A 19,453-nucleotide genomic window follows, 5' to 3' on the forward strand; every position below is an offset into this window, starting at 1 on the left:
CACCCTCCCCACCCCCTTCCCCTCTCTCATCCCCCCACCTCGGTATTTGCGGAAACGGAGAACCACGCCATGTTCACGAAGTCCTGGCAGCGTCCGATCATCCTGGTCACGGCCTCTCTGGCCCTCGTCGCCGGTACGGCGTGCGCCGCGCAGGCGTCGCAGCAGTCCCACACCCCCACCGGCATCAGCGCCTCGGCCCCGGCCGACCAGCCCGAGCACTGCATCGGCTTCGGCGCAGGCGGCAAGGGTGGAGAGGGCGGCAAGGGCGGCCGGGGCGGCGAGCCCGGTCAGCCGGGTGAGCCCGGACAGCCCGGCGGAGTGGGTTGCTTCAGGTTCGAGGACCTGCCCAACACGCCGAAGGCGGACCTGACGGTGGTGGACAAGGTGCGCATCGCACTCATCGTGCTGGCGGCCGACGACCCGGAAGAGATGACGAAGAAGATCGCCGACAAGTACAAGATCTCGGAAAAGCAGATCGACGACTGGAAGAAGTACTACGTCGACGGCGACTGGTTCGCACTGATGGCGGACAGCAACCGCCCCTGACGAAGCACGAAGCACGAAGCACGAAGCACGAAGGCGCACCGCGGCGCCCCGGCCTCCAGCAGGCCGGGGCGCCGACGACTCTCGGGGAACAGCCGGCCGGATCTGGATCGGGCCACCCGATACGGAAAAGCAATTACTGGGCAAGGGAGAATCTCATGCGTATGCGGTCCACGAAGTTTCGACTCGGTCTCGTCATTTCGGTCACGCTGATCGGTGCGGGTGCCATGGCACCGGTCGCCACGGCGGCGCCGGCTGCGGCCACCGCTCAGGTGGCCCCCGCGTACGCCGCCGGTGACTCCCATCCCGGCGGGGGCCGCTTCGACGGCAGGGCGGTCCTCGACAGCATCAAGGTCGGCAACGGCAGCGTCCGTGTCGGTGACCGGGTCTGTGCGGGCAACTGCAACGGAACGGTGAACGGCACCGCCGGCGGCAAGGGCGGCATCTGCGCCGGGCTCTGCAACGGGAGCGCCAACGGCGGCACCGGCACCACTGGCGTTCCGGGCGGCACGGGCGGCACCGGCGGCAAGGGCGGCATCTGCGCCGGCTCCTGCAAGGGAAGCTCCAACGGCGGGACCGGTGGCACCGGCGGGAACGCGCTGCCCGGCGGTGACGGCGGCAAGGGCGGCACCGGCGGCGAGGGCGGTATCTGCTTCGGCTTCGGCTGCGCCGTCACCGGCGGGGCCGGCGGCGCCGGCGGCTTCGACGACGACTGAGAGCCCACCGGCCGCCGCGACGGCCGGTACGACCACCACCGACAGCATCGCGCAGGTGACCGGCCCCCGACGGGGGGCCGGTCACCTGCGCGATGCGTCCGCGTGTCCCCGATCCACGGCGCGATCCACCCCCGGACCCGCGGCCGGGACCGGGCACACGGGTGGACCGGTCGATAGACTTCCAGGTAGGGAAACAGCGGCCCGCCGCGTCCGGCGGCGTCCTACGGCCCGGGGAGCGGGGCGTCCGATGAGCGAGGTCTCCAACCTCAGCGTGTACGCGGGGCGCGCCTCGGGCCTCATCGGGAAGCAGATCGCGGGCTACCGGGTGGAGCGCATGATCGGCCGCGGCGGCATGGCCGTCGTCTACTGCGCGAAGGACCTGCGGCTGGACCGTACGGTCGCGCTCAAGCTGATCGCCCCGGAACGCGCCCGGGACGAGACCTTCCGCCGCCGCTTCACCCACGAGTCACGGGTGGCCGCATCGATCGACCACCCGCACATCGTGCCCATCTTCGAAGCCGGTGAGACCGACGGCGTGCTCTACATCGCCATGCGCTACGTCTCCGGCCTGGACCTGCGCGCGCTGCTGGACCGGGAGGGCCCGCTGCCGGTCGCTACGGCGCTGCGCATCGCCGCCCAGGTGGCGTCCGCACTCGACGCGGCCCATGACCACGACCTGGTGCACCGGGACGTGAAACCCGGGAACATCCTGGTCGCCGCGGGCACCGACAGCGAGCACCCCGAGCACATCTACCTCACGGACTTCGGGCTGACGAAGAAGGCGCTGGCGCTCACCGGGTTCACCACGGACGGGGAGTTCGTCGGCACGCTCGACTACATGGCGCCGGAACAGATCTCCGGCAGACCGGTCGACGGCAGGTGCGATCTCTACAGCCTGGCGTGCGTCGTCTACGAGACCCTCGCCGGCGCGCCGCCCTTCCAGCGCGAGGAGGACGCGGCGCTGCTCTGGGCGCACCAGTACGACCCCCCGCCCCCCATCACGGAAAGGCGGCCGGGAATCGCTCCCGCCGCCGTCGACGTGCTGACCAAGGCCCTGTCGAAGATCCCCGAGGACCGCTACGGGTCCTGCCTCGAATTCGTGGCCGCGTTGCGCGTGGCCACGGGAGGAGGCGGCACCGGCCGTGGGGCCGATCCGCCTGCGCGGGAGAATTCCCGTCCCCCCGGTGCGCCGGGGAATTCCAGGCCCCCGAAGGAGCCCCCGGCCTGGGCCCGGCCGGTGTTCTACGGCCTGGCCGGCGGCCCGTAGGCCGCCCCGCCCGTTACGGGCGCTTGCGTTCCCGAGTGCGTCACAGCCCCATGGAGATGGCCATGCGGGTCATCTCGGCCGTGGTGTTGATGTTCAGCTTGGCGCGGATGCGGCGCAGGTAGGCGTCGACCGTGTGCTTCGAGAGTCCCATCTGGCGGGCCGTCTGCAGGTAGGTGCAGCCTGCGGCGATGTGTCGCAGTGCCTCCTGCTCGCGCGGGGCGAGCGCGGGGGCGGTGGCTTCGGTCTGCGCTTCGGTCTGCGGGGCGGTGAGAGTGAGACTCATGATTTCCTCCGACGGATCGGCCCGGTCATCACTGCTCACGTCCTCGGAAGCAGGGGACTCGTACCTGAATGTCGGTGTTTGTCCCTGTTAAAGAGCTTGTGGGCGCGACTTCATGGAGGTGTCCGTCGACTGTCACAGGCGCGTCACAGGGAACATTTCTGTGCATACCGCCCCGCCGTGTGGGCGTCCTCAGAACCCGGTGAGGGACTGCTCGGCCCAGATGGTCTTGCCGATGGCCGCGTGCCGGGTGCCCCAGCGCTGGGCGAGCTGGGCGACCAGCAGCAGACCCCGCCCGCCCTCGTCGAAGGTCCGGGCCCGCCGCATGTGCGGGGCGGTACTGCTCGCGTCCGAGACCTCGCAGATCAGGGTGCTGTTCTTCTCGTGGATCAGCCGCAGCTGGATGGGCGGCTGGCCGTACCGGATGGCATTGGTGACCAGCTCGCTGACCAGGAGCTCGGTGACGAAGGCGGCCTCCTCCAGACCCCAGGCCGTCAGCTGGTCGGTGGTCTGGCGCCGGGCCGTGGCGACGACGGAGGGGTCGGAGGGCAGGTCCCAGACGACGACCTGGTCGGCGTGCAGGCCCCGGGTCCGGGCCACGAGCAGGGCCACGTCGTCGTCGGGGCGGTGCGTCAGCATGGTCGTCAGCACCCGGTCGCAGACCGCGTCCAGGGTGTCCGCCGGTCGAACGAGAGCCGCGAACATGCTGTCCAGCGCCTCGTCGATGTCGTGGTCGCGCGGCTGGAGCAGACCGTCCGTGTACAGGGCGAGGATGCTGCCCTCGGGCAGCTCGACCTCGATCGTCTCGAAGGGCAGACCGCCCAGGCCCAGGGGCGGCCCGGCCGGGACGTCGAGCAGGTACACGGAGCCCTCCGGGGTGACCACGGCGGGTGGCGGGTGACCGGCCCGGGCGACCGTGCACCGGCGGATGACCGGGTCGTAGACCACGTAGAGACAGGTGGTGCCGATGCCCCCGGCCGTCTCCCCGCCGGCCTCCTGGTCGCCCTCGTCGGCGGACAGGTGGATGACGAGGTCGTCGAGGTGGGTGAGCAGCTCGTCGGGCCCCAGGTCCACGTCCGCGAGGGTGCGTACCGCGGTGCGCAGCCGGCCCATGGTGGCGGTGGCACGGATCCCGTGGCCGACGACATCGCCCACGACCAGGGCCACCCGGGCGCCGGACAGCGGGATCACGTCGAACCAGTCGCCGCCCACCCCGGCCTCGCCGGCGGCGGGCAGGTAGCGGGAGGCGATCTCCAGCGCCGCCTGATCGGGCAGGGTGTGCGGGAGCAGGCTGCGCTGCAGGGTCATGGTGGTGGTGTGCTCGCGGCCGGACCGGTACGCGTTGCGGATCCCGGCGGCCGCCCGGGCCGTGAGCTCCCCGGCCTCGCGCAGGTCCTCCGGGCGGAAGGGCTCCCGCCGCCGGTGGCGGCTGAAGACGGCCACACCGAGCGAGCCCCCGCCCGCCCGCATCGGCACCACCATGATCGAGTGGGCCCCGTACTCGCCGATCCAGGCGGCCCCCGGGTCCTCGGCCGCCCACCGGGCGAGAGCAGGGTCCGCCGCCCCGTACACCGCGCCGCGGCCCGCGATCAGCGCCTCGACGGGCGGGGACAGCGGCGGATAGCTCGTCGTGTCCCCGACGGCGACCTGGGACTCCGGGGTTCCGTCGAGGACCGACCGGGCCGCGGCGCGGCACACGGTGACCGGCCCGTCCAGCGGGACCGATGACGGCTCGTCGCCGCGCGGGAGGGGCTCCAGCAGGTCGACGACCGCGAAGTCGGCGAACCGCGGGACGGCGGCGTCGGCCAGTTCGTGCGCGGTGCGGACACTGTCCAGGGTGGTCCCGATGGGTGCGGCGGCGTTGTCGACCTCGTCCGTCAGGAGCATCTGGTGCTGGACGCTCTCCACCCCGCTCCGGTCGTGCGCGGCCAGGCACAAGGCGTGCACCCGGCCGTCCGGATCCCGCAACGGCGCCACCGAGGTGGCCCAGCCGTGATCCGCGCCACCGCCCGTCGGATGGACGAAGGAGTCCATGTACTGCGGCTCACCGGACTCCAGCGCCAGACGCATCCTGCGCTCGGTCTCGTCGCTCACCGGATCCGGGGCGATCTCCGGCAGCCGCAGCCCCCGCATCTCCGCCTCCGTGAGGGAGAGCGTGCGCTCCATGCCGGAGTTCGCCCGCACCAGCCGCAGGTCGGCATCGAAGATCGCCAGGAAGCAGGGGGACTGGGTGAACGCCCACTCCTTCAGCGGCTCCTCCCAGGGCGAGCGGCCCCCGCCGCCGACGGCGGACACCACGAACCACTTGGTGGTCCCACCGCTGGACGTCCAGCGGTGCGCGAGCAGCGCCACGTCCATCCGGTGGCCGTCCCGGTGCCGCAACGCCACCGTGCCGCTCCACCGCTCCTGCCCGGACGGAACCCGACGCGCCGCGTCACTGAGGACATCGGCCAGCCGGTGGGCGGCGGGCAGTCCCACGACCTCGGACGGTACGTAGCCGAGGAGACGGGTGGCTCCCTCGCTCCACTCGGTGACGATGCCCTCCTCGTTGATCGTGGCCGAGGCCGTGTACGCCGACTCGAAGGCGCCCGTCTCCTCGGGCCGCTCACCAGGAGAGGTGGGAACTCGCTCCATCGCCACTCATCTCGCCCTCGCTCGTTCCGCTGCCGCCGTCCCACCGGGACCCGCACGGCCAGGCGCTCCTGTGACCAGGATGATCCAGCGCGGCAAGGAGCACCAACGCAGGACACGGCCCTGCGCGGACGGCCGGAGGGCGGTGTCCACGGCGGTCACGCGGCCGGGGTCGTGTCGAGGAGCAGCAGCTCGCGCGCCAGCGCGGCCACGGCCTGCCGGATCCGACCGGGCGTGTGGTCGTAGGTGACGAAGAAGCGCAACCGGGCCAGTTCCTCCGGTACCGCCGGATGGAGGATGGGGTTCACGCTGATGCCCTGCTGGAACAGCGCCTCGGCCAGGCGCAGAGTCTTCAGCGAGTTCCCGACGATGCACGGGACGACCGGCGTGCGGTGGCTGTCGCCGGTGTCGATGCCGGCCTCGCGCGCGAGGTGGACGAACAGCGCCGCGTTCTCCGCGAGACGCGCCACGCGCTCGGGCTCGCCGCGCAGCATGCGCAGGGCGCCCAGGGACGCCGCGGTGTCGGCCGGGGTCATCCCGGCGCTGTAGACGAAGCCGGGAACGGTGTAGCGCAGGTACTCCACGACCGGGCGGCTCCCCGCGACGTAGCCGCCGCAGCTCGCCAGGGCCTTGGACAGGGTGCCCGACCACAGGTCGACGGCGGTGCGGTCGATGTCGAAGTGCTCGCCGATGCCCCGCCCGCTCCGGCCGATCGTTCCGATGCTGTGCGCCTCGTCGATCATCAGCAGGCAGCCGTGCCGCTGCTTGACCTCGATGAGGGCGGGCAGGTCGGCGATGTCCCCGTCCATGCTGTAGACGCCCTCGACGACGACGAGGACCCGCCGGAACTCGCCGCGGACCTGCGTCAGCAGGGCGTCGAGGGCGGCCGCGTCGTTGTGGGGGAAGGGCCGCCGGGTCGCGCCGGAGAGCCTGCACCCCTGGAGGATGCTGTCGTGGGCGAGGGCGTCGTGGACGATGAGGTCCCCGGGGCCGACGAGGTGCCCGATCACGGTGACGTTCGTGGCGTGGCCGTTGGCCAGGGTGATCGCCGCTTCGCATCCGAGCAGGTCGGCGAGCTCGCTCTCCAGTTCCAGGTGGAGCGGCCGGCTGCCGGACAGGAGCCGGCTGGCGGACACCGAGGTGCCGAAGCGTTCCGTCGCCTCCCGGGCCGCCGCGCTCACCTCGGGGTGGGTCGCCAGGCCCAGGTAGTTGTAGCTGGAGAAGGAGAGCAGCTCCCGGCCGTCGACGACGGTCGTGTCCGTCATACCGCCCTGGTGGACGAGGAAGTACGGATTGGGCAGCCCCAGTCCGGAGAGGGCGGCGATGCGCTCGCCGTGGGCGACGACCTCGGGGAAGCACTCGATCCGCGTGTGCTCCTCGGGCGGCGCGGTGGCGCCCGGGGCGGGATCCGGGGCCGGGTCCGGAGCGGGGGCAGGAGCGGGGTCCGGGGCCTGCACCTCGTCGCCTTCGGAGCGCTGCTCGGGTACGGCCGCGGCGGCGTCCGGGGATGCGCCCGCGATGGACGCGACGATCGCTGCGACGGTCGGCCGGTCGGTGACCGCTTCGTTGTACGTCCACTGCGGCCACTGCTGCCCCAGGGCCGTGAACAGGTCGGTCAGCATCAGCGAGTCGAAACCGAGGTCGTCGACCAGCAGCTGGTCGTCGCCCAGCCGGGACACGGGGAAGGCACTGACCCGGGCCACGTGCGCGAGCACGGCCGCCCTGACGTCGGCGGGCTCCCCGGGCGGTGCCGGATCCTCCTCGACGGGCACGGCGACCGCGGCGGGCGGCGCGGCCGCGGGCGGGTCTGCCGCCGGCGCGGCGGGACCGTGCTCCGGGAGCGCCCCGGCGAGCCGGGCGAGCAGCGCGGTCTGCTGCTGGACCAGTCGCAGCAGTTCGTCCATCGGGTGGTGCATCGACGCGTCCATGGTGCTCTCCTCGGGCGGTACGGGCAGGGGGGATGCGGCGGCCCGGCCGGACGTCTTCCGGGGGCGCCGGCCGGGCACCCAGTAGGACCGGGTGGCGAGCCTCGCCACCGGAAGGTCGAGCAGGAGGCGCTCCTCCCGGGGAACCAGGGCGCGCGGGTCGACCGCCACGCCCAGGACCGCGAGCCGGGCCAGGGCCCGTACGAGGCTGCGGGCATCGTCCGGAGCGTCCCCGGTGACGGGGACGACGTGCACGTCGCCGTGGTCGGTGAGGTTGCGCCGGACCGACGTCAGCAGCGAGTTGCCGCCGGTCACCTGGAGGAAGACGCGGGCCCCCTGGTCGTAGGCGGTACGGACGGCCTCGTCGAACCGGACCGGCGCGGACGCGTGCCGGCCCCACAGCTCGCGCAGCCGCCCGGGGTCGGTGCACAGGGCCGCGCTCACGGACGACACGAACGGCAGGACCGGGCTGCTCACGGAGCGGTCGGCGAGGTCCGCGCGCATCCTCTCGTCGGCGGCGGCGAGCCGCGGCGAGTGGAAGGCGTTCGACACGTCGAGCGCCACCGTGACGACGCCCGCCTCCGCGCAGACCTGCCGCATCGCGGCGAGCCCCTGCGGGGTACCGCTGACCACGACCTGCCGCGGCTGGTTGAAGCAGGCGAGCCACACGTCGTCGATGCCGGTCACCAGCCGGCGGCAGGTCTCCTTGTCCGTCTGTACGGCGAGCATCCCGCCGCGCAGCCCGCTCTCGGCCTCCCGCAGGGTCGCGCCCCGGTGGACCAGCAGCCGGACGGTGTCCTCTGGGGTGAGGGCGCCGGCCGCCGCGGCCGCCGCGAACTCGCCGACGCTGTGGCCGAGGACCAGGTCCGGGCGGACGCCGAGGTTGGCGAGGAGCCGGGTGGCGGCGATCTGGACGGTGCCGAGCAGCGGCTGGCACACCTCGGTCGAGGCGATCCGGCGCCCGATCTCCTCGGCCTGCGACCCGGTGTCGTCGGCGGCGCCGGGCGCCCCGCCGTACAGCAGGTCGCCGAGGTCGAAGCCGCTGTCCCGGCGGGCCGCGGCGCCGAGCCCCTCGACGGTCGCCCGGAAGCCGGGGAACCGCTCGTGGAGGTCCCGCATCATGCCCGGCCGCTGGCTGCCCTGGCCGGGGTAGAGGAAGGCGAGGCGGCGCTTGTCGGCCGGCAGTGGAGCGTCGGCGGCGTGGGCGCCGTCGCCGAGGTCGCCCCGCTCCCCGCCGGCGAGCTGCCGGCGGGCGTGGCGCAGCCGCTGGACGAAGGCCTCCGTGTCGTCGGCCACGATCGCGAGGCGGGCCGTCAGCGGCCGGCGGGAGCCGAGGGTGTGGGCCACAGCCGCCAGCGGGGCGGGGTCCGCCGTGTCGAGTGCGTCGAGAACGTCGCCGATGTGCTGGTCCAGCAGCCCGGCGTCACCGGCCGAGAGCAGGACGAGCTGCGGTCGGGCGGCCCCGCCGCGTTCCGGGAGAGCACCGGGGGAGGGAGCGGGGGCCGGTGCGGGGGCGGGCCGTTCCTCCAGAACCACGTGGACGTTCGTCCCGCCGAACCCGAACGAACTGACGGCGGCCCGGCGCGGGGCGCCGGAGGCCGGAAAGGGCCGCGGGCCGTCGGCGAGGCGCAGGCCCGCGGTCTCGATGTCCAGGTCCGGCCGGGCGGCGGTCTTCGGCTGCGGGACGATCGTGCGGTGGTGGACGACCAGGGCCGTCTTGATCAGCCCGGCGATACCGGCCGCGGACAGGGAGTGCCCGATGAGGGCCTTGCCGGCGCCCAGGTAGCACAGCGAGGGGTCGTCGTCGGGGTACTCGCTGCGCAGCCGGCGCAGCGCCTCCACCTCCACGAGGTCGCCGGTGACGGTACCGGTGCCGTGGGCCTCCACGAAGCCCACGGTGGACGGAGCCAGGCCCGCGTCGTCGTAGGCCCGGCGCATGGCGCGCAGCTGGCCCTCGGGGGCGGGTGCGAGCGGGCCGGGCGACGCCCCGTCGTTGGCGGCGCCGATGCCCCTGATCACCGCGTAGACCCGGTCGCCCGCGGCGAGGGCGTCCTCCAGCGGCCGTACGACGACGGCGCCCGCGCCCTCACCGAGGACGAATCCGTCGGCGCCCTCGTCGAAGGGGCGGCAGACCCCGGTGGCGGACAGCGCCCGGAGCGTGGAGAAGCCGATCAGGCCGTCGGGCGTGAGGCTGAGGTACACGCCACCGACGACGGCGATCCGGCAGCGGCCCTGGCGCAGTTGCGCCACGGCCTGGTCCAGGGCGACCAGCGAGCCCGAACAGGCGGCGTCCACGGCGAAGCTGGGCCCGCCGAGGTCGAAGTGCCGGCTGACGGTGCCGGGGGCCATGTTGAGCAGGCTGCCCGGGAGGCTGAACGGCTGGACGCTGCCGAGGGCCTGCGCGTGCTCCTTGACGGCGTCGAGGACGCCGCCGTGGCCGTCCGCCGTCTGCCGTGCGTCGTCGGCCAGGGCGATGGCCCGGAGGGGGGCCGACATGAGGTCCTTGTAGTCGGACACCGACAGTCCGCAGAACACCCCGGTGTTCTCCCGGTCGAAGTCGCCCCGGCCCAGGCCCGCGTCGTCCAGGGCCTCGCGGGTGACGTCGAGCAGCAGGCGGTGCTGCGGGTCCATGGCCCGGGCGCGTGCGGGCGGTACGCCGTAGTGCCCGGCGTCGAAGCGGTCCACGCCGTCCAGGAAGGCGACCTGGTCGGTGTAGGCGGCGTGGGGGGCCGAGGGATCGCCGGGTTCGTGGAAGGTCTCGTGGTTCCAGCGCTCCTTCGGGACGGCGGCGAACTGCCGTTGCCCGCTCAGCAGGAGCTTCCAGTAGGCGCTGATGTCGGGCGCGCCGGGGAAGCGGCAGCCGAGTCCGGTGATGGCGATGTCGGTCATGGGAGGTCTTCCTTGTCGTGAGGCGGGGCAGGGGCGAGGGGGTGCAGCGGTGGTCAGTGGCGTGCGCGGGCCGGGTTGCGCAGGGCGGGTCGGGCCGCGGGACACCGGCGGACGGGGGCCGGGGGCGGGCGGGACACCGGGCTCGGCTCCGCCGGCCGCAGGGGACGCGGGGCCCACCAGTTCAGGCCGCCCGCCAGGCGCATGAGCGCCGGTACGAGGACGCCGCGGACGAGCGTGGCGTCGAGGAGGACGCCGAGGCCCGCACCGATCCCGAAGAACTGCAGGAGGGAGACCTGCGAGGTGCCGAAGCTCAGCAGGGTGAAGGCGAGCAGGGCACCCGCGGTGGTGACGATGCCGCCCGTGCGGGCCATGCCGGAGACGATCGAGTGGGCGTTGTCCTGCCCGGCGTCGTGCGCCTCCTTGATACGGGCCAGCACGAACACCTCGTAGTCCACCGAGAGCCCGAAGACGATGCAGAACAGCAGGACCGGCATGGTCGTGCTGAGGGGGCCGGGGGTGAAGCCGAGCAGGTCGTGCAGGTGACCCGTCTGGAAGACCCACACCATGGCGCCGAGGACGGCCGCCAGGCTCAGCCCGTTGAGCGCGATGGCCTTGAGCGGCAGGAGCAGGCTGCGGGTGAAGCCGAGCAGCAGCGCGAAGGTGGTGACGCTGATCAGGGCGAGTGCCAGCGGGATCCGGTCGCCGACGGTGGCCTTGGCGTCGACCAGGACCGCGCTGGGTCCGCCGACGAGCACCTCGGTGCCCGCCGGGGCGGGGGCCCTGCGGATCTCGCCGACGAGGTCCTGGGCGGCGTGAGACTGGGGGTCGACCCGCGGCACCACGGAGAGCTGGACCGGGCCGTCACCGGCGGCCGGCCGGGCGGCGGATCCGGCCGCGCCCGGGACGGCTGCCCGCTCGCCGCCGCGGAAGCCGCCGTCGGGCCCCGTGACCTGCGCGACCTGCGGGAGGGCGGACAGCCGGCGGGCGAACCCCTCGCGCTCCTGCGGGGAGGCGCTGCCCGTGGTGACGACCGTCAGCGCACTGGAGCCCGCCATGTCGAACCGCTCGCGCACCAGGTCACCGGTCTGCCGGCCGGACGCGCTCACCGGCAGCGCCCGGTCGTCGGGGGTGGCGAAGTCGGCGTGCGCGAAGGGCGCCGCCAGCAGGACCAGCAGGCCGATCACTGGCAGCGCCGCGATCAGCGGGCGGCGTACGACGATCCGCGCCAGCTTCTCCCAGAAGCCCGACCCGGAGCCGGAGCGGGTCCCGCGGCGCCACGGCACGGCCCAGGCGTTGACCCGCTTGCCGAGCAGCGCGAGCAGGGCGGGCAGGACCGTCACGGCGCTGAGCGCCGCGATCGCGACCACGGCGATGCCCGCGTAGGCGAAGGAGCGCAGGAAGTACGGCGGGAACACCAGCAGCGTGGCGAGTGCGGCGGAGACCGTCGCGGCGCTGAAGGCGATCGTGTGACCCGCGGTGCGCACGGTCCGTACGGCGGCCGTGCTGGGGAGGAAACCGGCGGCCAGCTCCTCACGGAACCGCGAGACGATCAGGAGTCCGTAGTCGATGCCCAGCCCCAGGCCGAGCGCCGTGGTGAGGTTGAGCGCGAACACGGACACGTCGGTGACGCTGCCGAGAACGCTCAGGACCAGCAGCGTCCCGGCGATGGCCAGGACCCCGATCAGCAGGGGCAGCGCCGCGGCCACCACACTGCCGAACACCAGCACCAGCAGGACCAGGGTGCCGGGCAGGACGACGGCTTCGGCCCGCTTCAGGTCGGACTCCGAGAGGTCCTGGAGCTCGGCGTCGACGAGCGCGCTCCCCCCGACGTCCACGGTCAGGGCCGTCTCGGCGGGGGCCGGGGCGCCGGCCGGGCCGGTGGACGGGGTGGCCAGTTCCTCGCGCAGCCGCTCGACGCGCGCCGCGAGCTCCGTCCCCTCGCCCGCCACGTGGGCGACCAGCATTGCCGCGCGGCCGTCCCGGCTGCGCAGTTCGGCCGCGCCGCCGGTCCAGTAGGAGGCCACGGAGTTCACGTGGGGCTGTGCGGCGAGTCTTCGGGTCAGTTCCCCGCCCGCGGTACGGGCCGCCGGGTCGTCGACGGACCCGCCGCGGGTCTGTGCCACCAGCACGAGATTGGGCGACGCACCCAGCCGCTCGGCGGCGACGACGGCCGCGCGGCTGGACCCTGATCGGGGATCGTCGTACCCCTGGGTCTTCAGCCGGCCGGTGGCGTCCGCACCGAACAGCACGGACAGGACGAGGAACACCAGCGCGGCGGCGAGGACGAGTCGGGGGCGGCGGGTCACGAAAGCCCCTGCGCGGCGGAACATGGCTGCCTCCGATGGCGGACGCGATGCGTTCCTGCTCGTGCGCAGGAAGGTCGATATCCACCGTGCCCGCGGGCGGGAGACGGCCGTAGTCCCGGCCATTCGTGCCTTGACAGGAGCCGGGGCGGCGGTGTCCGGAGGCGCCCACCGATACGCAGGGTGACATTGCGTGCGCGGGGGTCACTCGATGTGGTGGGTCCGTGACGGGAGTGGCGGCGCCGGGGTGCGTCCGGTGCGTCCGCCGCCGACTATGGGCGGCGTACCACCCCCACTGCCGTTGTCAGGAGCTCACCATGCTGGAGCGCAAACTGCGCAAGGACCGCACCGAGGTCACCTTCATCCTGCCTGTCGACACCCCGCCGGGACCGGTCAGCGTGGTGGGCGACTTCAACGACTGGCAGCCCGGTGTCCACACCCTGGCCCGCCGGAAGGACGGCAAGCGCGCCGTGACCGTCGAGCTGCCCAGCAAGAGCACCCACTCGTTCCGGTACCTGGCGGCCGGGGACTACTGGTTCAACGACGAGAGCGCCGGGGACCAGGACGGCCCCAACAGCCGCCTGCACACCTGACGGCCGGCACCTACCGGCACCGGGCGCGCCCCGGTCGTCGACCCCCGCACCGGGGGCGGCGGCCGGGGCGCGCCGCTGTCCCGCCCCGGGGACGCATGACACCGCACGGGATGCTTAGGTTTGGCTAAGCTAAGCGTTCAACAGTGCGCAGTGGGGGGCGCGTTGCTGCCGCCCCGCTCCCGGCTGCCCGTTTTGTCTATCGACAGTGCGCCATGGGATCAGCTTAGCTTTGCCTAAGTTACTGCCCGCTGAGCATGCTTGATCCCCGCTGCGGCTCGAAGGGACGACGTAGAGCGACATGGGCACGATCGCAGTGGAACGCCCCGTGCCCAGGGGCGTAACAGAGGCCCGTCGGCGGCGGGTTGCCGGTTCGGTCATCCTGGTGCTGGTCCTCCTGGCCGCCATGGTGGTGTCGCTGGCCGTCGGCGCGCGTGCGCTGACCCCCGGCGAGGTGTGGCGCGGCTTATCGGCCCCGCCGGATCCCGATCAGCGGCTCACCGAGATACGGCTCATCGTGCGCACCGTACGGGTGCCCCGCACGGTGCTCGCGGTCGTGGCGGGCGTGGCCCTGGGGGTCGGCGGAGCGCTGATCCAGGGGTACACGCGCAATCCGATCGCCGACACCGGCCTGCTCGGGGTCAACTCCGGCGCCTCGTTCGCCGTGGTGCTGGTGATCGCCCTCTTCGGCTTCGCCAACCCCCTCCAGTACGTCTGGTTCGCCTTCCTGGGCGCCGCGGTCGCCGGTGTCATCGTCTTCGGGCTCGCGAGCATCGGCCGGGGCGCCGGAAATCCGCTGACGCTCGCACTGGCCGGACAGGGGGTCACGGTGTTCCTCGCCGCGATGACCACGGCGGTCGCGCTGTCGGACAAGGCCTCGCTGAACGCCCTGCGCTTCTGGAACGCGGGCTCCGTGGCCGGCGTCGGATTCGGCATCATCCGGCCGGTGGCCGCCTTCGTCGCCGTCGGGCTGGTACTGGCCCTGATCACGCTGCCCGCCCTCAACCTGCTCAACCTCGGCGACGACGTCGCACGGGGGCTGGGGGTCAACATCGTGCTGAGCCGGACCGTCGGCATCGTCGCCATCACCCTGCTGGCGGGGGCGGCGACGGCGGCGTGCGGCCCCATCGCCTTCCTCGGCCTGATGGTGGCCCACCTGGCCCGGTACCTGACCGGGCCGGACTACCGGTGGCTGGTGCCCTGCGCGGGTCTGCTCGGCGCCATCGTCCTGCTGGTCTGCGACATGGCGGGGCGGCTGCTGGTGCGACCGGGGGAGCTGGACGCGGGTGTGGTCGTGGCCCTCCTCGGAGCCCCGTTCTTCGCGGTCCTGGTGTGGCGCGGAAAGTTCAAGAGCGCATGACCGGGACCGACGTGAAGGCCGCGGTGACGCCGGGCGTGCGGCTCGGCCCGGTCTCCTTCGTGTGGCGGCCGTGGGTCGTGTGCGTCACGCTGCTGCTCGCGGCGGCCGCCTTCCTCGTCTTCTGCCTGTCCATCGGCGTCGGGGACTTCCCCATCGCCCTGCCCCAGGTGGTCACCACGATCCTCGGCGGGGGCGAGCAGGTCGACAAGTTCGTGATCATGGACCTGAGGATGCCGCGGGCCCTGGCCGGGCTGGTCGTGGGGGCGGCGCTGGGGGTCTCCGGGGCGATCACCCAGTCCATCGCGCGCAACCCGCTGGCCAGCCCGGACATCCTGGGCATCACCGGAGGCGCCGGCGCGGTCGCGGTGTTCCTGGTGACCGTGTCCGGCGGTACCGCCGCCGCGGTCGTCAGCTCCGTGGGCCTGTCCGGGGCGGCGCTCGCGGGCGGCCTCGGCACGGGCCTCCTCGTCTACTTCCTGGCGTGGCGGCGCGGGATCGACGGCTTCCGGCTCATCCTCATCGGCATCTCGGTGAGCGCGGTGATGGAGGCCGTGACGACCTGGCTGCTGGTCACGGCCGACATCAGGGACGTGGCCAGGGCCCAGGCGTGGCTGGTCGGCTCGCTGGACAACCGGTCGTGGGACGACGTGGGCGTCGCGCTGTGGTGCACCCTCGCCCTGATGGTGGTCGTGACCGGCGTCGCCTTCCAGTTCAAACCCCTGCACCTCGGCGACGACGTGGCGGCGGGCCTCGGCGTCCGCTACACGAGGGTGCGGGCGGTGCTGCTGCTGTGCGCGGTCCTGCTGGCCGGTGTGGCGGTGAGCGCGGCCGGCCCGGTCCCGTTCGTCGCACTGGTGGCGCCGCAGGTGGCGATGCGCCTGGCGAAGTGCCCGACGCCGCCGCTGGCGGCCTCCGCGATGGTGGGAGCCCTGCTGCTGATCGGCGCGGACCTGGTCGCCCGTACGGCACTGCCGATCACCCTCCCGGTGGGCGTGGTGACCGCCGTGATCGGCGGCCCCTTCCTCATCCACCTGCTGGTGCGGGCCAACCTCCGCTAGCCGATCGCTCGATACCTCTTCAGACATGCCTACCTCAGGGGGAGTTGTGGCCGTACAGCAGATCGCCGGTGTCGAGTCCGGGGAAACGGGGACCTCGAGGCTGGCCGCCAGAGGGGTCACGGTCGGGTACGGCGGCCGGGCCGTCATCGACGACCTCCACGTGTCGATCCCGCCACGGGTGATCACGACGATCATCGGCTCCAACGGATGCGGGAAATCGACGCTGCTGCGGACCCTGTCGCGGCTGCTGCGGCCGACCAGCGGAACGGTCGTACTGGACGGCGAGGACATCGGCAGGCTCCGGACCCGGGAGGTGGCGAAGAAGCTCGGCCTGCTGCCCCAGGCGCCGGTCGCGCCGGAGGGGCTCACGGTGGCCGACCTCGTCGCCAGGGGCCGCCATCCGCACCAGAGCTGGCTGCGCCAGTGGTCCTCGGACGATGCAGACGTCGTGGCGCGCGCCCTGGCCATGACCGGTGTGTCCGACCTGGCCGACCGCCCCGTCGATGCGCTGTCCGGCGGGCAGCGCCAGCGCGTCTGGATCTCGATGACGCTGGCTCAGGGCACCGACCTGCTGCTGCTGGACGAGCCGACCACCTATCTGGACTTGGCGCACGCGATCGACGTGCTCGACCTCGTGGACGACCTGCACGAGTCGGGCTGCACCGTCGTCCTGGTGCTGCACGACCTCAACCTCGCCACGCGCTACAGCGACAACCTCATCGTGATGAAGGCCGGTTCGATCCTCGCGCAGGGGCACCCCCGTGACGTGATCACCGCCGAGCTGTTGTACGAGGCGTTCGGGCTGCGCGCCCAGGTGATCGACGACCCGGTGGGGGACCGTCCCCTCATCGTTCCGATCGGGCGCACCCACGTGCGGATCGATGAGCAGGACACCCTCTAGATCAAACAAAGTTACGGCGCAAGTAAGGCTAGGCTAGCCTCACTTGAGCGCGATAGGGTTTGGCTGCGCCAGACACCCCCCACGGGGCGGGACCGCGACGGACGGCACGAAAGCAAGGGATTTCGGATGCTTCTCCAGCCAACAACACGTACGAAGCCCTGGCGGAGGTGGGCGGCGGCACTGTCCGCCGCGACCCTCGGCGTGGGGCTCCTTGCCGGATGCGGTTCCGACTCGGGTGACCAGGGGGACAAGAAGAGCGACAACGCGCCCGCCGCCGGCGGCACGTTCCCGGTCACCGTGGAGCACGCGTTCGGATCCACGAAGGTCGAGAAGGCCCCCCAGCGGGTCGTCTCGGTCGGATACACCGACGACCAGGCCGTCCTGGCGTTCGGCATCAAGCCCGTCGGCATGGTCGACCAGTACCCGAACCCGCCGGGCACGTCCCCCGACATCAACACCCAGTGGCCGTGGGTGAAGGACAAGTGGGGCGACACCCGCCCCGAGGTCATCATGAACAACGGTGACACCGGCCCGAACTACGAGAAGATCGCGGCCCTGCGGCCGGACCTGATCATCGCCGTGTACTCCGAGATCGACCAGGCGGGCTACGAGAAGCTCTCCAAGATCGCCCCCACCGTGGGCCGCACCAAGGCCGAGAAGGAGCCCTTCAGCGCTCCCTGGCAGGACAACGCCGTCCACATCGGAAAGGCGCTCGGCCAGGAGGCCAAGGGCACCGAGCTGGTGAAGGGCATCCAGGACAAGCTCGACGCGGCCAAGAAGGCGCACCCCGAGTTCGCCGCCCAGACCGCCGTCCCGCTGTCCTGGTACAAGGACTCGGTGGCCCCGTTCACCACCACCGACGTGCGCGGACGGCTGGTGACGGGCATCGGCTACAAGGGCCAGACCGAGATCGACAAGATCGCGGACGGCAAGTTCTACACCACGCTCTCCCCGGAGCGCATGGACCTCGTCGACGTCGACCGCATCTTCGTCATCGCCGACAAGGCCGACCAGGAAGCACTGAAGAAGTTCCAGCTCTTCACCAACCTGAACGCGGTCAAGAACGGCAAGGTCTCCTACCTCCTCGACAGCGAGGGCCCGGCCGTCGGCGCGGCCATGTCCCAGGGCACCCTGCTCTCCCTGCCGTACGCGATCGACGAGCTCGTCAAGTCGGTCGGTCAGGTGTGAGCATCGCCGCCACGCGCGTCGCCCCGTCGACCCTGCGCACGACGACCGGACGCGAGGCCACCCGCTGGGTCGCGGCCCACTGTCGTGAGGTGCCGTGGCTGACCTTCGCCACCGTGTTCACCACGGTGGCGGGGGCGGCCCTCCAGGTGCTCCCCCTGCTCCTGCTGGGCCGGGTCGTCGACGGGGTGGTCGCGGGCGGACCGCGCTCGATCCTGGTCACGACCGGGGTGTTGATGGTGGCCGCCGCGCTGCTCGGCGCGGCGGCCACCGCCCTGTCGACGTACCTCATCGGGCGCCTCGGCGCGGACCTGCTCGCGCGGCTGCGCGAAGGCGCCGTCCGGGCGGTGCTGGGCATGCCGAGCGCACGGATCGAGCAGGTCGGCCGGGGAGACGTGCTCTCCCGGGTCGGGGACGACGTGGCCGTCCTGTCCAAGGGCATCAGAACGGCCGTGCCCACCGTGTTCTCGGCGGGCGTGCTGGTCGTCATCGCCACGATCGGCATGTTCGGCCTCGACTGGCGGCTCGGGCTGGCCGGCGCCTGCGCGCTGCCGGCGTACGGGCTGGCCCTGCGCTGGTACCTGCCCCGCTCCGCCCCGCTCTACCGGAAGCAGCGGGCGGCCCAGGCCGACCGTGCGCAGGCCCTGATCAGCGGACTGAACGGGATCGACACCGTCCGGGCCTACCGGCTCGAAGGAGCCGTCCGCGAGAAGGTCACCCAGGAGTCGTGGCGGGTACGCGACCTCGGCATCGAGGTGTTCCGGCTCTTCGGCCGCTTCGTCGGCCGGGAGAACCGCGCCGAGTTCATCGGACTGACCCTGATCATCGTGGTCGGGTACGCCCTGCTGGAGGCCGACGCCGCGACCCTCGGCGAGGTGTCCGCGGCCCCGCTGCTCTTCCACCGCCTCTTCACCCCGCTCGGCTCCATCATGTTCACCTTCGACGAGGCGCAGAAGTCCGGCGCGAGCCTGACCCGCCTCGTCGGAGTGCTGGAGGAGGACGCGGAGGACCGGCTGGTGGGCGCCCTGGCCGTGGCACGGGCGGCGGACCTGCCGGACCCGGTGCCCGTCACGGTGCGCGGGCTGACCTTCCGCTACCCCGACTCCGAGGAGCCGGTCGTACGGGACGTCGACCTCACGATCCCGGCCGGCGGTTCGCTCGCGCTGGTCGGGGCGACGGGCGCGGGCAAGTCGACCCTGGCGGCCCTGATCGCGGGCATCGGCACCCCGCAGTCCGGGTCGGTGCGCATAGGGTCCACCGACCTCGCCGGCCTGGACGAGGCCGGGGCGCGAGCCCTGGTGAGCATCCTGACCCAGGAGACGCACGTGTTCTCCGGCCCGCTCGCGGAAGACCTGCGGCTGGCCGCGCCCGGGGCGAGCGACGCCGAGCTGTGGGACGCCCTCCGCACCGTCGGGGCCGACGGATGGGTCGACGCACTGCCCGAGGGGCTCGGCACCCCGGTCGGCGAGGGCGGCGAACGCCTCGACGTCACCAAGGTCGCGCACGTCGCGCTGGCCCGGCTGGTGCTGGGCCGGACACCGGTCGTGGTGCTCGACGAGTCCACGGCGGAGGCGGGCAGCGAGGGCGCGGCCGAGCTGGAGCGGGCCGTCCTGGCCGCGTGCGCGGGCCGGACCACGCTGTTCGTGGCACACCGGCTGACCCAGGCGATGGCGGCGGACCGGATCGCCGTACTGGACGCGGGGCGTGTCGTGGAGCAGGGCACGCACGAGGAGCTGGTGGCCCTCGGCGGCCGCTACGCACGACTGTGGCGGGCCTGGCGGGAGGGCAGCTAGCCGGCCGGCCCT

Annotated in this window: 13 protein-coding genes; 9 read left to right on the forward strand and 4 right to left on the reverse strand. The window is 72.9% G+C overall.

The features are described 5' to 3' along the window. Positions 1–69 precede the first annotated feature (69 nt). From B6R96_RS30620 to B6R96_RS30630, 3 genes are all read left to right on the forward strand, one after another. Positions 70–546 carry a hypothetical protein gene (locus B6R96_RS30620; RefSeq protein ID WP_081524220.1) on the forward strand — a complete coding sequence of 159 codons (477 nt, stop codon included), beginning with the start codon at positions 70–72 and terminating at the stop codon, positions 544–546. Positions 547–701: 155 nt separating this feature from the next. Beyond that, on the forward strand, positions 702–1,259 hold the full coding sequence (locus B6R96_RS30625) for a PE family protein (protein ID WP_159040439.1): 558 nt from the start codon (positions 702–704) through the stop codon (positions 1,257–1,259). A gap of 247 nt (positions 1,260–1,506) precedes the next feature. Beyond that, positions 1,507–2,526 carry a serine/threonine-protein kinase gene (locus B6R96_RS30630; RefSeq protein ID WP_081524221.1) on the forward strand — a complete coding sequence of 340 codons (1,020 nt, stop codon included), beginning with the start codon at positions 1,507–1,509 and terminating at the stop codon, positions 2,524–2,526. Between the two features lie 40 nt (positions 2,527–2,566). On the opposite strand, the gene B6R96_RS30635 is transcribed toward B6R96_RS30630, so the two are convergent. From B6R96_RS30635 to B6R96_RS30650, 4 genes are all read right to left on the reverse strand, one after another. Then, a complete protein-coding gene (locus B6R96_RS30635) occupies positions 2,567–2,809 on the reverse strand; it encodes a response regulator transcription factor (RefSeq protein ID WP_053701883.1) in 243 nt (80 codons plus the stop codon). Positions 2,810–2,998: 189 nt separating this feature from the next. Then, on the reverse strand, positions 2,999–5,440 hold the full coding sequence (locus tag B6R96_RS30640; RefSeq protein ID WP_081524222.1) for a SpoIIE family protein phosphatase: 2,442 nt from the start codon (positions 5,438–5,440) through the stop codon (positions 2,999–3,001). A 155-nt stretch (positions 5,441–5,595) separates the two neighbouring features. Then, positions 5,596–10,251 carry a type I polyketide synthase gene (locus B6R96_RS30645; RefSeq protein WP_081524223.1) on the reverse strand — a complete coding sequence of 1,552 codons (4,656 nt, stop codon included), beginning with the start codon at positions 10,249–10,251 and terminating at the stop codon, positions 5,596–5,598. A gap of 53 nt (positions 10,252–10,304) precedes the next feature. Continuing rightward, a complete protein-coding gene (locus B6R96_RS30650) occupies positions 10,305–12,557 on the reverse strand; it encodes an MMPL family transporter (RefSeq protein WP_237291560.1) in 2,253 nt (750 codons plus the stop codon). Positions 12,558–12,871: 314 nt separating this feature from the next. Here B6R96_RS30650 and B6R96_RS30655 point away from each other — a divergent pair, with 314 nt between their 5' ends. The 6 genes from B6R96_RS30655 to B6R96_RS30680 all read left to right on the forward strand — a co-directional run bounded on the left by B6R96_RS30655 (position 12,872) and on the right by B6R96_RS30680 (position 19,441). Continuing rightward, a complete protein-coding gene (locus B6R96_RS30655) occupies positions 12,872–13,147 on the forward strand; it encodes an isoamylase early set domain-containing protein (protein ID WP_030384091.1) in 276 nt (91 codons plus the stop codon). 298 nt (positions 13,148–13,445) lie between these two features. Then, positions 13,446–14,504, forward strand: a complete 1,059-nt coding sequence (locus B6R96_RS30660) for a FecCD family ABC transporter permease (RefSeq protein WP_079404183.1) — start codon at positions 13,446–13,448, stop codon at positions 14,502–14,504. Continuing rightward, entirely contained in the window at positions 14,501–15,562 is a 1,062-nt protein-coding gene (locus B6R96_RS30665; RefSeq protein ID WP_081524225.1) for a FecCD family ABC transporter permease, read from the forward strand. Before B6R96_RS30660 ends, B6R96_RS30665 begins: the two co-directional genes overlap by 4 nt. Before the next feature lie 46 nt (positions 15,563–15,608). Next, positions 15,609–16,463, forward strand: coding sequence for an ABC transporter ATP-binding protein (locus B6R96_RS30670; protein WP_081524226.1), 855 nt, complete (start codon positions 15,609–15,611; stop codon positions 16,461–16,463). Positions 16,464–16,589: 126 nt separating this feature from the next. Then, entirely contained in the window at positions 16,590–17,651 is a 1,062-nt protein-coding gene (locus B6R96_RS30675; RefSeq protein ID WP_081524227.1) for an iron-siderophore ABC transporter substrate-binding protein, read from the forward strand. Then, positions 17,648–19,441 (forward strand): ABC transporter ATP-binding protein, encoded by a 1,794-nt coding sequence (locus B6R96_RS30680; RefSeq protein WP_081524228.1) that lies wholly within the window; start codon positions 17,648–17,650, stop codon positions 19,439–19,441. Before B6R96_RS30675 ends, B6R96_RS30680 begins: the two co-directional genes overlap by 4 nt. Positions 19,442–19,453: the final 12 nt, after the last annotated feature.

Source organism: Streptomyces sp. Sge12 (assembly GCF_002080455.1).
Lineage (GTDB): Bacteria > Actinomycetota > Actinomycetes > Streptomycetales > Streptomycetaceae > Streptomyces.

What these genes read in the sequence shown, in the direction of transcription:
- B6R96_RS30655 (WP_030384091.1), top strand. Translation starts at nt 12,872, where the DNA reads ATGCTGGAGCGCAAACTGCGCAAGGACCGCACCGAGGTCACCTTCATC.
- B6R96_RS30660 (WP_079404183.1), top strand. Translation starts at nt 13,446, where the DNA reads ATGGGCACGATCGCAGTGGAACGCCCCGTGCCCAGGGGCGTAACAGAG.
- B6R96_RS30620 (WP_081524220.1), top strand. Translation starts at nt 70, where the DNA reads ATGTTCACGAAGTCCTGGCAGCGTCCGATCATCCTGGTCACGGCCTCT.
- B6R96_RS30625 (WP_159040439.1), top strand. Translation starts at nt 702, where the DNA reads ATGCGTATGCGGTCCACGAAGTTTCGACTCGGTCTCGTCATTTCGGTC.
- B6R96_RS30635 (WP_053701883.1), bottom strand. Translation starts at nt 2,809, where the DNA reads ATGAGTCTCACTCTCACCGCCCCGCAGACCGAAGCGCAGACCGAAGCC.
- B6R96_RS30640 (WP_081524222.1), bottom strand. Translation starts at nt 5,440, where the DNA reads ATGGAGCGAGTTCCCACCTCTCCTGGTGAGCGGCCCGAGGAGACGGGC.
- B6R96_RS30630 (WP_081524221.1), top strand. Translation starts at nt 1,507, where the DNA reads ATGAGCGAGGTCTCCAACCTCAGCGTGTACGCGGGGCGCGCCTCGGGC.
- B6R96_RS30645 (WP_081524223.1), bottom strand. Translation starts at nt 10,251, where the DNA reads ATGACCGACATCGCCATCACCGGACTCGGCTGCCGCTTCCCCGGCGCG.
- B6R96_RS30675 (WP_081524227.1), top strand. Translation starts at nt 16,590, where the DNA reads ATGCTTCTCCAGCCAACAACACGTACGAAGCCCTGGCGGAGGTGGGCG.
- B6R96_RS30665 (WP_081524225.1), top strand. Translation starts at nt 14,501, where the DNA reads ATGACCGGGACCGACGTGAAGGCCGCGGTGACGCCGGGCGTGCGGCTC.